Here is a 14,680-nt window from a genome sequence, read left to right on the forward strand (position 1 = left end):
CGAAAGGGGTGTGTCAGTAAAAAATCCGGCACTGGCACACCGTATTCGCGAGCAAGCCCGCTCCCACATTTTGCTTCAGCGCACCACGCCTTCTTCAATGAGCAACTTGAGAATGGCCTCAGCACCCGCCTCCGGGCTCAACCCCTTGAGCACTTGCCCACCGCCACCGCTGGCTTTGGCGGTAGCAGCCTTCATCCGATCCGCGCCGCTCTTGGCCTTGATCACCTTGAGGCGCTTGGGCCGAGGCTTGGCAGGATGCAGCAGCGCGCTTGTGAATAACTCGTCCTGTTCGATCTCGACGTCATGGGCCGCCAGCTCTCCACGCTGGGCAGGGCCATAAGCGCTTTGCCGAGGCTTGGGCGCGGCGTTGTCCACTGTGGCCAGGAACGGCAGGCGCACCTTCAAACGCCGCCGTTGACCGCGCGGCAAGGCTTGCAGCACATGGGCCACACCGCCCTCGATAGATTCGACCTGCGCCAGCCCGACAATCAGCGGCCAGCCCAGTTGTTCGGCCAGCAGGAACGGCAGCATGCCCGAGCCTTCGCCGGTTTCCGCCTGGCTGCCGGTCAGCACCACCTGGGCACCCGACTCACGCAGATAATCGCTGAGCACCGGCAAGGCATCGCTGCCCGCCGGTTGTTCCAGCACGTGCAGTTGCGGCAAACCCATGCCCAGGTAGCTACGCAAAGTCGGCTCGTGGAGGTTGCCGGCGTGCAGCACCTGCAACTTATCCCCAGCCAGTAGCAAGCCCAGCTCGACGGCGCGTGCGTCCTGCTCGGCACGGCGCGGGCGACCGGACGTTGGGTGGGCGCCGATGGACACCAGGCTGATTACATTCGTGGTCATGGCCATATCCTTAAGCTGCATCGCGCTTGGCGCCGTTGCGGTATGTCTCTACCGCCGCGATCAAGGCGTGCAGAATCGCGGCGCTTTCGCCGATCACCGACAGGTCGGCACGCTTGATCATGTCGCAGCCTGGGTCCAGGTTGATCGCCACCACCTTGTCGCAGGCGCCAATGCCTTGCAGGTGCTGGATCGCCCCGGAAATGCCCACGGCCACATAGACCCGCGCCGTGACCCAGGTGCCGCTGGCACCGACCTGGCGATCACGGGCCATGAAGCCGTCGTCCACCGCCACTCGCGACGCACCTTCGGTAGCGCCCAGCGCGGCGGCCGTCTGATGGAACAAGGCCCAGTCCTTCACGCCATTGCCGCCGGAGAAAATGAATTCGGCCTCGGCCATGGGAATCGCCGCCGGGTCCACCGCCACCGCGCCGAGGTCTTCGATACGCGGCAGGCTGCGCGCCAGGGCTGTGGATAACTCCACGGGCAACGCTTCGTGACGGGTTTCGCTCACAGGCTCCGCGCATTCCACCGCCGCCAGAATCAAGCGCGGCAATGGCCGGGCCAAGTCTTCCTGGCCCGCACCCGCGCGGCCAATGCACTCATCGCCCTTGATCTGCCACACCCGCGTGGCCGGGCGTTCCTTGAGGCTCGCGGCAAAACGCCGGCCCAATTCGCCGCCGCCGCTGCGGCTGTCAGGCAGCAACCAGTGGCGCGGGTTGAACTGGTTATCCACAGCCCGCAGGCCCTGGACGCGTTGCTCCGGTGAATAACCGTCGAACGCGTGGCCTTCCAGCACCAGCAAGCGATCGACGCCCGCCGTGGCAAACGCAGTTTCCTTGTGCTCGCCAAACACCACCGCCAGCACTGCACCGTCGCTGCCCGCCAACTGGCGAGCCAGCCCGAGCACGTCGCGGTCGTGGCTGCTCAGGCGACCGCCGACCATGTCCGGTACCACGTTGATATAGAACGCCGGCGCAGCAACCTGATGCAGAGGCAACTGCACCTCCACCGCCGCCGTGCGTTTGGCTGCGCCACCTTGCTGAACACCGCTACGGTCAATGCGCTTGATGCCGTTGGGGCCGATAAAACCGAGGCCATGTACGTTTTTGCGAATGATGCCGTTAGGGCCCATCCAGCTTTGTTGCACGGGCTGCATCGCGGCATGCAGTGGGTGCAGGCGGTTACGGGCGATCCATTCGGCTCGGGGATCGCGGCGGATAATGTCGCTCATTAATGCACCTCCGCAGGTTCACGCTTGATAGGCGCTTTGGCTGGCGCAGCGTCTTCAAGCAAGGCATCGGCCACCAGTTCGGCGATGTCCTTGATCAACGGGCGCGGTTCTACCACGCCTTCGAGCATCGCCGTGCACTGCGGGCAACCCACCGCCACCAGTTCGGCGCCGGTTTCGCGAATGTCTTCCATGCGCATGTCGGGGATACGTTGCTTGCCAGGGATGTCGGTGATCGGCGCACCGCCGCCGCCGCCGCAGCAGCGTGAACGGAAACCGGAGCGTTGCATTTCCTTGACCTCAATCCCCAGCGCCCGCAGCACTTGGCGCGGCGCCTCGTATTCGCCGTTGTAACGGCCCAAGTAACACGGGTCGTGGTAGGTCACGCTGTTGCCCTTGTGCTGGCCCAGGTTCAGCGCGCCCTCGCCGATCAGCTCGGCCATGAAGGTGCTGTGGTGCTGCACGAGGTAGTTGCCGTTGAAGGCGCCGTACTCGTTTTTCAGCACGTGGAAACTGTGCGGGTCACAGGTGACGATGCGCTTGAAGCAGTACTTTTCCAGGGTCTGGATATTGCGCGTGGCCAACAATTGGAAGGTGGCTTCATCGCCAAGACGTCGCGCCACGTCGCCGCTGTCGCGTTCTTCCAGCCCGAGTACCGCGAAGTCGACCTTGGCCGCCTTCAGCACTTTGACGAACGCGCGCAGGGTGCGCTGGTTGCGCATGTCGAAGGCACCGTCGCCGACCCAGAACAGCACGTCGGCGGAGCCTTTTTCACTGAGCAACGGCAGGTTCAAGTCCGCCGCCCAGTTCAGGCGACCGCCGGGGGCAAAGCCGCCGGGGTTGTCGGTGGCGATCAGGTTTTCCAGGACTTCGGCGCCTTTGTTCGGCGTGGCGCCTTTTTCCAGGGTGAGGTAGCGGCGCATGTCGACGATGGCGTCCACGTGCTCGATCATCATCGGGCACTCTTCCACGCAGGCGCGGCAGGTGGTGCACGACCACAGGGTCTCGGCGTCCACCAGGCCATTGACGATCGGCTGGTGCGGGTTGCCGCCGTGCTCACCCAGCGGTTTGCCTGGATAGGGGCTGCCGGCGAACTTGGCATCGGTGCCACCGGCCAGGCCGACGACCATGTCCTGAATCAGCTTTTTCGGGTTCAGCGGCTGGCCGGCGGCGAAGGCCGGGCACGCCGCTTCGCACTTGCCGCACTGCACGCAGGCGTCGAACCCGAGCAGTTGGTTCCAGGTGAAATCCACGGGTTTTTCCACACCCAGTGGCGCGGTTTTATCGCTGAGGTCCAGTGGCTTCAGGCCGGTGGAACGGCCGCCACCAAAGCGTTCGGCGCGGCGGTGCCAGGCTAGGTGCAGGGCACCGGCGAAGGCGTGTTTCATTGGCCCGCCCCAGGTCATGCCGAAGAACATTTCAGACACGCCCCACAGCACGCCCACAGCCAACAGCGCGGCGAGCAGCCAACCGCCGAAGTCGGCAGGCAGAATCCCGGCCACCGGCAAGGTCACCAGGAAGAAGCTCACCGAGAACGCCATCAGGCTTTTCGGCAGGCGCATCCACGGGCCTTTGGACAGGCGTGCCGGTGGATGGCGGCGGCGCAGGTACATGAAGATGGCGCCGACAAACATCAACACCGAGGCCAGCAACAAGGCGTAGCCGAGGAGGCGGTTATGCAGGCCGAAACCGTGCACCAGGATTGCCAGCAGCGCCGACAGCACAAAGCCCAACGCCGTGGCGACGTGGGTGTTGGCGATGTATTTGTCGCGGGCAACCACGTGGTGCAGGTCGACCATGTAGCGCTTGGGCATGGCCAACAAGCCGCCGAGCAGGTCGACTTTGGACGCGCGGCCGCGACGCCACATGTTCGCCCTGCGCAGGGCGCCGAGGGCAGCAAGGCCCAAAGCGGCAAATAATAAAATGGGAAGCAGAGTGTTCAACATGGTGAAGCTCCCAAAGACCACACAGGTCTTACATGGGAACCGGATCAATGTGGGAGCTGGCTTGCCTGCGATGGCATCCACCCGGTTTCACTGAAGACCGAGTCGCCTGCATCGCGGGCAAGCCCGGCTCCCACATTGATCGGTTTCCACATTGGTTCAGTGTCGGGTCAGAAATCCTTGCATAGGCGCAGGGCGTCATAGATGGCGGCGTGGGTATTACGCTGGGCCACACAGTCACCGATGCGGAACAGCAAGTACCCGTCACCCGGCTCGCTCAGGCACGGCTGCGGCTTGATCGCGAACAAGGCTTCGATGTCCATCTGGCCCTTGTTGCGCGAACCTTCCTTGAGCCCGTAGTAGATCTCTTCGTCCGGGCGCACGCCGTTTTCCACGACAACCTGATCGACAACCCGCTCCTCTTTGGCGCCGGTGTATTCGTTCTCCAGCACCGCCACCAGCTTGTCGCCTTCGCGGTAGACCTTTTCCAGCATCATGTCGCCGGTCATGATCACTTCCTTGGGGTACATGCTGCGGTAGTACGTCGGGAACGACGTACCGCCGATGGCCACGCCCGGTTTAATATCGTCGGTGACGATCTCGACCTGGCTGCCTTTGTCCGCCAAAAAGTCCGCCACCGACATGCCGGTGAATTCGCAAATAGTGTCGTACACCAGCACGTTCTTGCCCGGCGCCACCTTGCCGTCGAGCACGTCCCAACTGCTGACGACCAGGCCTTCCGCCGCGCCCCAGTGTTCGTTCTGTTCCAGGAACGGATGCCCGCCGACGGCCAGCACCACCACATCGGGGCGCAGGTCGAGGATCGCCTCGGCGTTCGCCGCCACGCCCAGGCGCAGGTCGACGTTCAGGCGTGCCAGCTCCAGCTGGAACCAGCGGGTGATCCCGGCAATCTGGTCGCGTTGCGGGGCTTTCGACGCGGTGGTGATTTGCCCGCCGATAAATTCTTTCTTCTCGAACAGCGTCACATCGTGGCCACGTTCTGCGGCAACGCGCGCCGCTTCCATGCCGGCAGGGCCGGCACCGACCACCACGACTTTGCGTTTGGGCCCGCTGGATTTCTCGATGATGTGCGGCACGCCCATGTATTCACGCGAGGTCGCGGCGTTCTGGATGCACAGCACGTCCAGGCCCTGGTACTGGCGGTCGATGCAATAGTTGGCGCCGACGCACTGCTTGATCTGGTCGATCTGGCCCATCTTGATCTTGGCGATCAGGTGCGGGTCGGCGATATGGGCGCGGGTCATGCCGACCATGTCCACATAGCCGCCTTCGAGAATGCGCGTGGCCTGGTTCGGGTCCTTGATGTTCTGCGCGTGCAGCACCGGGGCCTTGACCACTTCCTTGATACCGGCGGCCAAGTGCAGGAACGGCTCCGGCGGATAACTCATGTTGGGGATTACGTTGGCCAGGGTGTTGTGGGTGTCGCACCCCGAGCCGACCACACCGATGAAGTCGAGCATGCCGGTGTCGTCGTAGTACTTGGCGATCTGCTTCATGTCTTCATGGGACAGGCCGTCCGGGTGGAATTCGTCGCCGCACAAACGAATGCCGACGCAGAAATCCGGGCCGACTTCAGCACGCACGGCCTTGAGCACTTCCAGGCCGAAACGCATGCGGTTTTCGAAGCTGCCGCCCCATTCATCCGTACGTTTGTTAACCCGTGGGCTCCAGAACTGGTCGATCATGTGCTGGTGCACCGCCGACAGTTCCACGCCGTCCAGGCCACCGGCTTTCGCACGCGCCGCAGCGCTGGCGTAGTTGCCGATCACGCGCCAGATTTCTTCCGGCTCAATGGTTTTGCAGGTGGCGCGGTGCACCGGCTCGCGGATGCCCGAGGGCGACAGCAATGTAGGCCAGTGCTCGCCGTCCCAGCGGGAGCGACGGCCCATGTGGGTAATCTGGATCATGATCTTGGCGCCATGCTTGTGCATGGCATCGGCCAGGTTCTGGAAATGCGGAATGATGCGGTCATCGGCCAGGTTCACCGATTTCCACCAGCCTTGCGGGCTGTCGATGGCCACGCTGGAAGAACCGCCGCAGATCGCCAGGCCGATCCCGCCCTTGGCTTTCTCTTCGTAATACTTCACATAGCGGTCGGTGGTCATGCCGCCGTCGGTGGCATACACCTCGGCGTGGGCGGTACTGAGCACGCGGTTGCGGATGGTCAGTTTGCCGATCTGGATCGGCGCGAACATTGCTTCGAAAGCCATGGCACGGTTCCTCGACTTACAACGGCTTGACGGTGAACAAGCCGTCGTCGTGGCCCTCTTCGGAGCCTCCGTAGACTTGCTCGGCTACGGTGCGGACCTGGCTGCCGCGCGCCTGCAGAATCTGGTCCATCGCGCCGGCAAACCAGCCGGTGAACATGTAGTCGACCTTGCGCCCGACCTTGCCGTACACGTAGACGAATGCCGAGTGTTCGAGCTTGACGCTGGCGGTGCCTTTGTCGAGGTCGATGTCCTGGATCTTGAACAAGCCCCAGCCGCGTTGCGACAGGCGCTTCATGTAGTGCTCGAACACCGCAACGCCTTCCAGGCCGTGGCATTCAGCTTCTTTTTCACACCAGTGCCAGGCGGATTTGTAGCCGGCCTTGTAGAGGATTTCGGCGTAGGCCTCGGCGCCCAGCACTTCTTCGATGCCCATGTGGTTGTTGACGAAGAAATGGCGCGGCACGTACAGCATCGGCAGGGCGTCAGAGGTCCAGACACCGGTTTCGCTGTCGACTTCGATTGGCAATTGCGGGGCGATTTTGGCCATGGAAACTTAACTCCAGAAAAATTCTTTTTCAGTGCTGAGCAAAGCTTTTGCTTTGCTCTTATAAACAAGCCGTGTGAGTGACTTTGGAGCCGTAGCGAGCACGTCGAGAGCAAGGAAGGACCGGAGCGACAAGCGAGACAGTACGGGACGTACGGCGAGTTTGGCGCGAGGACCTGACGCAGCTATCGGCGAGCGCAGTAGGCTCCAGAGTTATTCACTCGCCCCAGACGTCTTTCAGGACGCTGACCCAGTTCTCGCCCATGATCTTGCGCACCACACGCTCAGGATGGCCGCGCTTGAGCAGGGTCTCGGTGAGGTTGGGGAACTCGCCCACGGTGCGGATGCCCAGCGGGTTGATGATCTTGCCGAAGCTGGTCAGGCGGCGGGCGTAGCCCTTGTCGTGGGTCAGCATTTCGAAGAAATCCTGGCCATGGCCCTGGGTAAAGTCGGTGCCGATGCCGATGGCGTCTTCGCCGACGATGTTCATGGTGTATTCGATGGCTTCGGCGTAGTCGTCGATGGTCGAGTCGATGCCCTTGGCCAGGAACGGCGCGAACATGGTCACGCCGACAAAACCGCCGTGGTCGGCGATGAACTTCAGTTCTTCATCAGACTTGTTGCGCGGGTGCTCTTTAAGGCCAGAAGGCAGGCAATGGGAATAGCACACCGGCTTTTTCGATTCGAGGATGACTTCTTCGCTGGTCTTGGAGCCCACGTGGGACAAGTCGCACATGATGCCGACCCGGTTCATCTCGCCCACGACCTCACGGCCAAAGCCCGACAGGCCGCCATCGCGCTCGTAGCAACCGGTGCCGACCAGGTTTTGGGTGTTGTAGCACATCTGCACCACGCCTACGCCGAGCTGCTTGAAGATCTCGACGTAGCCGAGCTGGTCTTCAAACGCATGGGCGTTCTGGAAGCCGAAGATGATGCCGGTTTTGCCCAGTTCTTTGGCGCGCCGGATATCGGCGGTGGTTTTCACCGGGATCACCAGGTCGCTGTTCTCGCGGATCAGGGTCTGGCTGGCCACGATGTTATTGATCGTGGCCTGGAACCCTTCCCACACCGACACGGTGCAGTTGGCGGCGGTCAGGCCACCTTTGCGCATGTCCTCGAACAGGTCGCGGTTCCACTTGGCAATGATCAGCCCGTCGATAACGATGCTGTCGGCGTGCAATTCGGCTGGGCTCATCAGGCGTCCCCTTATTGGCGATTCATGCGCCGAATCGTCTGCCGGCGCTTTGGGGCCAGCATATGCCCCGGGGCCGACGGAGCCGGGTGCAAAAACGACAGGGGAATTGCCGAAAGCGTCAATCCGCGACAAAGGGCACCAAGACACGTCTGACTGGTGGCTGTTCTTTGTCTTACGCTTGAGCCAGAATTCCGCATCACCTGATATGAGACGGCGCAATGAAATCGATTTTCCTGGCTTTGGCACTCATCGCAACCGGCGTCCACGCGGCCGAAGACACCGACAACACACCGTGCGATGGCATTGAAAACGACAAGCAAACCCTGGAATGCGCCACCTTCAACAAAACCACGGCCGAGCAATTGCTCAAGGATAACTACCAAGGCCTGCTGGAACGCATGGGTTCGACCTATGGCAGCAACAAGTCGCAACTGGCCGACGTTACCGCTCGTCTGAAGGACGCCCAGCAAAAATGGGAAAAACTGCGCGATGCCGATTGCGCCGTGGACACCTTTCCGGCGGTGAGCGGCAGCAAGGAATACGCGATTCAACAGAATGATTGTTTGGCGCGGATGAGTGATGAGCGGTCGGAGTTTTTGGAGTCGATTGGGCAGGAATAAGCGACAATCTGCGCCACTTTCTCTATGAACCAAGGCTTCTCATGACTATCTGCGGCATCGAAATCAAAGGCAGCGAAGCCATCATCGCCGTCGCTTCCCTGGACAACCAGGCGCTGACCCACGTCGCCTTGGCCACCAAGAAAATCGCCTTGGAAGACGACGAGGAAGCAGCCAACGTCAAAGCCTTTGCCGCCCAGGTGAAGGCGTTTGTGCAAGCGAACGCCATTACCCGTATCGCCATCAAGAAGCGCAGCAAGAAAGGCGAGTTCGCCGGTGGCCCGACCACGTTCAAGATTGAAGGGGTGTTTCAGCTGCTGGATGGGGTTGAAGTGACGCTGCTGTCGCCGCAGACCATTAATGCGCAGAACAAGAAGCACAACTTTGAGCTGCCGGCGACGCTGAACAAGTATCAGCATGAGGCCTTCAAGGCCGCGTGTTCGGCACTGGTGAAGAAGTAAGCCACACCCCACATTCAATGTGGGGCTGCCTTATGTGGGAGCTGGCTTGCCTGCGATGCGGACACCTCGGTTTTTCAGGTCGACCAAACCGATGCCATCGCAGGCAAGCCAGCTCCCACAGTTGATCGTTGTCGCATCAGCTACCGGCGCGCGACCTGTGCAGCAGCCAATCACCAAATGTTTTGTCTTCCAGGGCATACCCGCCCCGGCTCGACTTCCACACCAGCTCCTTGTCGCGCAGCGCATCGATGCAGGCCTGAATGGTCTGGGTGCCCGGCACCACGTCGCTGCCCATGTCCTCCAGCGCCTTGCTTACGGCAGTGAGCGTGCTGTCGGTAAACGGCGCGAAGGGTTCGTTGTTTTGCGAACGCGCCACCATCACTTCCAACACCGCACGCTGGGGGATGGTGAGGTTGTTCCAGGCGCTTTCGAACTCGGTCCACACGCCAGCGCGCAGCAGTTCGGCACGGCTGTGCAGCAATTGGCCCAGGTTACTCGCCTCGCCCAGTTCCAGCGCCACTTCACCGATGAGGGTGCGCAGCATCTCGGGGCGGCGGCCTACCAACTCAAACGCCTCATCAATATCGGCGGCGTTGAATTGATTGGTTTTGGCCAAGTGCGCGTTGAGGTGCAGGGTGTAGGCCTGGGTGAATTCTTTGCCGAGCAAGGGAAACGGCGTGATGCTGGAGCCGAAAAACGGCTGACTTTTGCCCAGCACCAAATGCGCAAGCTTGTCGCGATTGGAACCGGTGAACACCAGGTGCAAGCCGCTCCCATCCTCGTCCCGGCCTTGGTTGAGCTGATCCCGAGCCGCCTTCAGCGCAAACATCGCGTTGATACCGGACTCGCTGGTTAAAGCGTGCTGCGCTTCGTCAATGACCAGCACGACGGGTTTTTCCGCAGCGCTGTGGAGCAATTCCAAGGCTTGGGTCAGCGTTGCGCCGACCGGCAATTGTGGCTTGGTAAAGTCCCAGGACAGCGTGCGCAGAAAGCTCAGCCTCTCGATGCCGATGTTCTTGGCCAGCTTGCGAATGCCCTTCTCAAAGGGCACCAGTGCACCCGCGATGGCGCTGGCAATCAACTCGGCCGGATCTTTCTCTTTGTCGGCCCAGAGATCGACATACACCGTCAGCCAGCCCCGGAGCTGACATTCCGGGATCAAGTCTTCGCGCAAAAAGGTGCTTTTACCGGTACGCCGAGGCGCTGCGAGGAACAGGCCCGACGTGAAATCCTGAATCCCGGCCCCCACCAAGCCATCAGCAATGCTGCGAGCCAGCGTCGGGCGACGGAACACGAAGCCGCTGTTCTTGGACATGGTTTTATACTCAATTATGGCAAGCACTATAAATTATAGTCACAAGTATAATTGACTATAATTGCCCGTCAAACCACCTCTCGTCGCCGGTCCTCCCTCGGACACTTGGCAAACCTTGCCCGGTAACTGCGGGTGAAATACGACGGCGACTCAAACCCGCACGCAATGCTTACCTCGAGCACGCTCAGATCGCTCTGGCGCAACAGCTGGCGGGCTTTTTCCAGGCGCAGGCCGAGGTAGAAGTTGCTCGGTGTTTCGTTCAGGTGCAGGCGAAACAGGCGTTCCAGCTGACGCCGGGTGACGTTGATCGCGTCAGCCAGCGCCAAGGTGCTCAGCGGCGGCTCGGTGTGCTGTTCCATCTCGCCGATCACCTGCACCAGCTTTTTGTTGTTGATGCCGTAGCGCGTGGCGATCTGCATGCGCTGGTGGTCTTTGCGCGGGCGGATGCGCCCGAGCACGAATTGCTCGGAAACCTGGATCGCCAGGTCCGGGCCGTGGGCCTGGGCGATCAGGTCGAGCATCAGGTCGATGGACGCGGTGCCGCCGGCGCAGGTGATGCGGCGGCGGTCGATCTCGAACAGTTCCTGGGTCACGGTGAGGTGTGGATACGATTCCTTGAATGCGTCGATGGCTTCCCAGTGCAGGGTCAAGCGGTGGCCGTCGAGCAGGCCCGCTTCGGCCAGCACGCAGGCACCGGTGTCGATGGCGCCGAGGGTCACGCCGTCGTGGTCGAGGCGGCGCAGCCAATGTTCCAGCGCGGGCGTGGCGAACTTCAGGGGTTCGAAGCCGGCGACCACCATCAGCGTCGCGCCCTTTTTCAGTGGCTCCAGCGCGGCGTCGGCGTTGACCGACATGCCATTGCTCGCCAGCACCGCGCCGCCGTCGGCGCTCAAGACGTGCCAGCGGTACAGCTCGCCGCGAAAACGGTTGGCCACGCGCAGCGGTTCCAGCGCGGAGATAAAGCCGATGGCCGAAAAGCCCGGCATCAGCAGAAAGTAGAAATCCTGGGACATGGTGGCGCTCTCGTACGACGGGCAGCGTGGCACTGTGATACTCCCGTTCATGGGCGGATTCAAGGGGGCAGGTCGCTGCAGTGCAAGAGCTGGTCGCCGCCGTGCGTTTTGCCGGCCCTCAAGCTGCGTAACTTGGCCTCACGGCGCACAAAGACGCCGGACCCCACAATAACGACCTGCCGAGGGATCCACCATGAACCGACTGATCAGCCGCTGCGTGCTTGCACTCAGCGCCAGCGCCATTTTGAGCACCAGCGTACTCGCGGCCGACGCAGAATCTTGCCGGAACGTGCGCATGGGCGTGGTGAACTGGACCGACGTAATCGCCACCAGTGCCATGACCCAAGTGCTGCTCGACGGCCTCGGCTACAAGACCAAACAGACCAGCGCCTCCCAGCAGATCATCTTCGCCGGCATCCGCGACCAGCGCCTGGACATGTTCCTCGGCTACTGGAACCCGCTGATGACCCAGACCATCACCCCGTTCGTCGACGCCAAGCAAGTCAAAGTCCTCGAAAAACCCAGCCTGGAAGACGCGCGCGCCACCCTCGCCGTGCCGACTTACCTGGCAGACAAGGGCCTGAAAACCTTTGCCGATATCGCCAAGTTTGAAAAGGAGCTGGGCGGCAAGATTTACGGCATCGAGCCAGGCTCGGGCGCCAACACCCAGATCAAGGCGATGATCGCCAAGAACCAGTTCGGCCTGGGCAAATTCCAGCTGGTGGAATCCAGCGAGGCCGGCATGCTCGCCGCCGTCGACCGCGCCGTGCGCCGCAAAGAAGCCGTGGTGTTCTTCGGCTGGGCGCCGCACCCGATGAACGTCAACGTCGCCATGACCTACCTCACCGGCAGCGACGACGCCCTGGGCCCGAACGAAGGCATGGCCACGGTGTGGAGCGTCACGTCGCCGACCTACGCCGAGCAGTGCCCCAACGTGCATAAACTGCTGAGCAACCTGACCTTCACCGCCGCCGACGAGAGCCGGATGATGCAGCCGTTGCTGGACCACAAGGACGCCGTCGAGTCCGCCAAGCAGTGGCTCAAGGATCACCCGCAAGACCAGCAGCGCTGGCTCGAAGGCGTGACCACCTTCGACGGCAAACCGGCTGCAGCCAACCTGCAACTGACCAGCAAATAACCTGATTCGAATCACCGTGTCGCAGCCGCTGCTGGCTGCGAACGGCATCACTACGCCCGCCTGTAAGGAACCGCCTCATGAACCACGACGTCATCATCACCTGCGCACTCACCGGTGCTGGCGACACGACCAGCCGAAGCCCACACGTGCCGGTCACTCCCAAACAAATCGCCGCCGCCGCGGTGGAAGCCGCCAAAGCTGGCGCGACCGTGGTGCACTGCCACGTGCGCGACCCCGAAACCGGCAAGTTCAGCCGCGACGTCGCCCTGTACCGCGAAGTGATGGAGCGCATCCGCGAGGCCGACGTCGACATCATCGTCAACCTCACCGCCGGCATGGGCGGCGACCTGGAGATCGGTGGCGGCGAGAACCCGATGGAGTTCGGCCCCAATACCGACCTGGTCGGCCCGCTGACCCGCCTGGCGCACGTGGAAGCGTTGCTGCCGGAAATCTGCACCCTGGACTGCGGCACCCTGAACTTCGGCGACGGCGACACTATTTATGTGTCCACCCCCGCGCAGTTGCGTGCCGGCGCCAAACGCATTCAAGAGCTGGGCGTAAAAGCCGAGCTGGAAATTTTCGACACCGGCCACCTGTGGTTCGCCAAACAGATGATCAAGGAAGGCCTGCTCGACAACCCGCTGTTCCAACTGTGCCTGGGCATTCCGTGGGGCGCGCCGGCCGACACCACCACCATGAAAGCCATGGTCGACAACCTGCCGGCTGATGCGGTGTGGGCTGGCTTCGGCATTGGCCGCATGCAAATGCCGATGGCGGCGCAAGCGGTGCTCCTGGGCGGCAACGTGCGCGTCGGCCTGGAAGACAACCTGTGGCTGGACAAGGGCGTACTCGCCACCAACGGCCAGTTGGTGGAACGCGCCAGTGAAATCCTCAGCCGCTTGGGCGCGCGGGTCATGACCCCGGCGGAAGGCCGAATCAAGATGGGCCTGACCAAGCGCGGCTAGACCAGACACCAAAACACCCTGTGGGAGCGGGCTTGTGTGGGAGCGGGCTTGCTCGCGAAAGCGGTGGATCAGTCACCGACTGCATCAACTGACACGCTGCATTCGCGAGCAAGTCGAATCGTCGCACCGCCGCTCCCACATTTTGAACGGGTTGCCAAAACAGAATTAGCGAATACTTTAGGAATTTGCCATGAGCTTTATCACTGAAATCAAAACCTTCGCCGCCCTCGGCAGCGGTGTTATCGGCAGCGGCTGGGTCTCCCGCGCCCTGGCCCACGGCCTCGATGTGGTCGCCTGGGACCCGGCGCCCGGTGCTGAAGCGGCGCTGCGCAAGCGTGTCGCCAATGCCTGGGGCGCCCTGGAGAAGCAAGGCCTGGCGCCGGGCGCCTCCCAAGACCGCCTGCGCTTTGTCGCGACCATTGAAGAATGCGTGAAAGACGCCGACTTCATCCAGGAAAGCGCCCCGGAACGCCTGGAGCTGAAACTGGAATTGCACAGCAAGATCAGCGCGGCGGCCAAGCCAAATGCATTGATTGGCTCCAGCACCTCTGGCCTGTTGCCAAGCGAGTTCTACGAGGGTTCGACCCACCCGGAACGCTGCGTGGTGGGCCACCCGTTCAACCCGGTTTACCTGCTGCCGCTGGTGGAAGTGGTCGGCGGCAAGAACACCGCGCCGGAAGCAATTCAAGCGGCAATCAAGGTGTACGAATCCCTCGGCATGCGCCCGCTGCACGTGCGCAAGGAAGTGCCAGGCTTTATCGCCGACCGCTTGCTTGAAGCCCTGTGGCGCGAGGCGCTGCACCTGGTCAACGACGGCGTGGCGACCACCGGCGAAATCGACGATGCGATTCGTTTTGGCGCGGGCTTGCGCTGGTCGTTCATGGGCACCTTTTTGACCTACACCCTGGCGGGCGGCGATGCCGGAATGCGGCACTTCATGGCGCAGTTCGGCCCGGCCTTGCAGTTGCCGTGGACGTACTTGCCGGCGCCGGAACTGACCGACAAATTGATCGATGATGTGGTCGATGGCACCACTGACCAGTTGGGCACACACAGCATTTCGGCGCTGGAGCGCTATCGTGATGATTGCTTGTTGGCAGTGCTGGAAGCGGTGAAGACTACTAAGGAAAAACACGGTATGACTTTCGCTGAATAACGAATGTGGGAGCGGGCTTGCTCGCGAA

13 protein-coding genes are annotated in these 14,680 nt (G+C 62.0%); 5 read left to right on the forward strand and 8 right to left on the reverse strand.

Annotation, left to right across the window (positions count from 1 at the left end; translation table 11 throughout):
• Positions 1–75 precede the first annotated feature (75 nt).
• The 6 genes from WBB95_RS22290 to WBB95_RS22315 all read right to left on the reverse strand — a co-directional run bounded on the left by WBB95_RS22290 (position 76) and on the right by WBB95_RS22315 (position 7,987).
• Positions 76–846 (reverse strand): electron transfer flavoprotein subunit beta, encoded by a 771-nt coding sequence (locus WBB95_RS22290; RefSeq protein ID WP_424489536.1) that lies wholly within the window; start codon positions 844–846, stop codon positions 76–78.
• Between the two features lie 10 nt (positions 847–856).
• Positions 857–2,077 (reverse strand): electron transfer flavoprotein subunit alpha/FixB family protein, encoded by a 1,221-nt coding sequence (locus WBB95_RS22295; protein WP_424489537.1) that lies wholly within the window; start codon positions 2,075–2,077, stop codon positions 857–859.
• Positions 2,077–4,020: a dimethylglycine demethylation protein DgcB gene (dgcB, locus tag WBB95_RS22300; protein WP_424489538.1), complete on the reverse strand. Its 1,944-nt coding sequence runs from the start codon at positions 4,018–4,020 to the stop codon at positions 2,077–2,079. The genes WBB95_RS22295 and dgcB overlap by 1 nt, the downstream gene beginning before the upstream one ends.
• Positions 4,021–4,187: 167 nt before the next feature.
• Complete coding sequence (gene dgcA, locus WBB95_RS22305; protein WP_424489539.1) at positions 4,188–6,248, reverse strand: dimethylglycine demethylation protein DgcA; 2,061 nt, start codon at positions 6,246–6,248, stop codon at positions 4,188–4,190.
• Between the two features lie 16 nt (positions 6,249–6,264).
• Positions 6,265–6,795: a DUF5943 domain-containing protein gene (locus WBB95_RS22310; RefSeq protein ID WP_424489540.1), complete on the reverse strand. Its 531-nt coding sequence runs from the start codon at positions 6,793–6,795 to the stop codon at positions 6,265–6,267.
• Between the two features lie 214 nt (positions 6,796–7,009).
• Positions 7,010–7,987 (reverse strand): dipeptidase, encoded by a 978-nt coding sequence (locus tag WBB95_RS22315; RefSeq protein ID WP_424489541.1) that lies wholly within the window; start codon positions 7,985–7,987, stop codon positions 7,010–7,012.
• 218 nt (positions 7,988–8,205) lie between these two features.
• Between WBB95_RS22315 and WBB95_RS22320 the strand changes: the two genes are divergently transcribed.
• Complete coding sequence (locus WBB95_RS22320; protein ID WP_424489542.1) at positions 8,206–8,607, forward strand: lysozyme inhibitor LprI family protein; 402 nt, start codon at positions 8,206–8,208, stop codon at positions 8,605–8,607.
• A 41-nt stretch (positions 8,608–8,648) separates the two neighbouring features.
• Entirely contained in the window at positions 8,649–9,065 is a 417-nt protein-coding gene (locus WBB95_RS22325; RefSeq protein WP_424489543.1) for a DUF3010 family protein, read from the forward strand.
• 136 nt (positions 9,066–9,201) lie between these two features.
• Here WBB95_RS22325 and WBB95_RS22330 read toward each other — a convergent pair whose 3' ends face one another.
• The gene (locus WBB95_RS22330; protein ID WP_424489544.1) at positions 9,202–10,380 is read right to left on the reverse strand and encodes an AAA family ATPase; all 1,179 of its coding nucleotides are present in this window, start codon (positions 10,378–10,380) and stop codon (positions 9,202–9,204) included.
• 68 nt (positions 10,381–10,448) lie between these two features.
• Positions 10,449–11,393, reverse strand: a complete 945-nt coding sequence (locus WBB95_RS22335; protein WP_424489545.1) for a GlxA family transcriptional regulator — start codon at positions 11,391–11,393, stop codon at positions 10,449–10,451.
• A gap of 193 nt (positions 11,394–11,586) precedes the next feature.
• Here WBB95_RS22335 and WBB95_RS22340 point away from each other — a divergent pair, with 193 nt between their 5' ends.
• From WBB95_RS22340 to WBB95_RS22350, 3 genes are all read left to right on the forward strand, one after another.
• Positions 11,587–12,531: a choline ABC transporter substrate-binding protein gene (locus WBB95_RS22340; RefSeq protein ID WP_424489546.1), complete on the forward strand. Its 945-nt coding sequence runs from the start codon at positions 11,587–11,589 to the stop codon at positions 12,529–12,531.
• A gap of 77 nt (positions 12,532–12,608) precedes the next feature.
• Positions 12,609–13,496, forward strand: a complete 888-nt coding sequence (locus tag WBB95_RS22345) for a 3-keto-5-aminohexanoate cleavage protein (RefSeq protein ID WP_424489547.1) — start codon at positions 12,609–12,611, stop codon at positions 13,494–13,496.
• A gap of 190 nt (positions 13,497–13,686) precedes the next feature.
• A complete protein-coding gene (locus WBB95_RS22350; protein WP_424489548.1) occupies positions 13,687–14,652 on the forward strand; it encodes an L-carnitine dehydrogenase in 966 nt (321 codons plus the stop codon).
• Positions 14,653–14,680 lie beyond the last annotated feature (28 nt).

Origin of the sequence: Pseudomonas sp. (genome assembly GCF_049645325.1) — a bacterium.
Classification (GTDB): Bacteria; Pseudomonadota; Gammaproteobacteria; order Pseudomonadales; family Pseudomonadaceae; genus Aquipseudomonas.

Bases quoted from the DNA above. Each gene is read 5' to 3' on its own strand.
- WBB95_RS22295 (WP_424489537.1), bottom strand. From the start codon at position 2,077: ATGAGCGACATTATCCGCCGCGATCCCCGAGCCGAATGGATCGCCCGT.
- WBB95_RS22320 (WP_424489542.1), top strand. From the start codon at position 8,206: ATGAAATCGATTTTCCTGGCTTTGGCACTCATCGCAACCGGCGTCCAC.
- WBB95_RS22325 (WP_424489543.1), top strand. From the start codon at position 8,649: ATGACTATCTGCGGCATCGAAATCAAAGGCAGCGAAGCCATCATCGCC.
- dgcA (WP_424489539.1), bottom strand. From the start codon at position 6,248: ATGGCTTTCGAAGCAATGTTCGCGCCGATCCAGATCGGCAAACTGACC.
- WBB95_RS22315 (WP_424489541.1), bottom strand. From the start codon at position 7,987: ATGAGCCCAGCCGAATTGCACGCCGACAGCATCGTTATCGACGGGCTG.
- WBB95_RS22340 (WP_424489546.1), top strand. From the start codon at position 11,587: ATGAACCGACTGATCAGCCGCTGCGTGCTTGCACTCAGCGCCAGCGCC.
- WBB95_RS22310 (WP_424489540.1), bottom strand. From the start codon at position 6,795: ATGGCCAAAATCGCCCCGCAATTGCCAATCGAAGTCGACAGCGAAACC.
- dgcB (WP_424489538.1), bottom strand. From the start codon at position 4,020: ATGTTGAACACTCTGCTTCCCATTTTATTATTTGCCGCTTTGGGCCTT.
- WBB95_RS22290 (WP_424489536.1), bottom strand. From the start codon at position 846: ATGACCACGAATGTAATCAGCCTGGTGTCCATCGGCGCCCACCCAACG.
- WBB95_RS22345 (WP_424489547.1), top strand. From the start codon at position 12,609: ATGAACCACGACGTCATCATCACCTGCGCACTCACCGGTGCTGGCGAC.
- WBB95_RS22350 (WP_424489548.1), top strand. From the start codon at position 13,687: ATGAGCTTTATCACTGAAATCAAAACCTTCGCCGCCCTCGGCAGCGGT.
- WBB95_RS22330 (WP_424489544.1), bottom strand. From the start codon at position 10,380: ATGTCCAAGAACAGCGGCTTCGTGTTCCGTCGCCCGACGCTGGCTCGC.
- WBB95_RS22335 (WP_424489545.1), bottom strand. From the start codon at position 11,393: ATGTCCCAGGATTTCTACTTTCTGCTGATGCCGGGCTTTTCGGCCATC.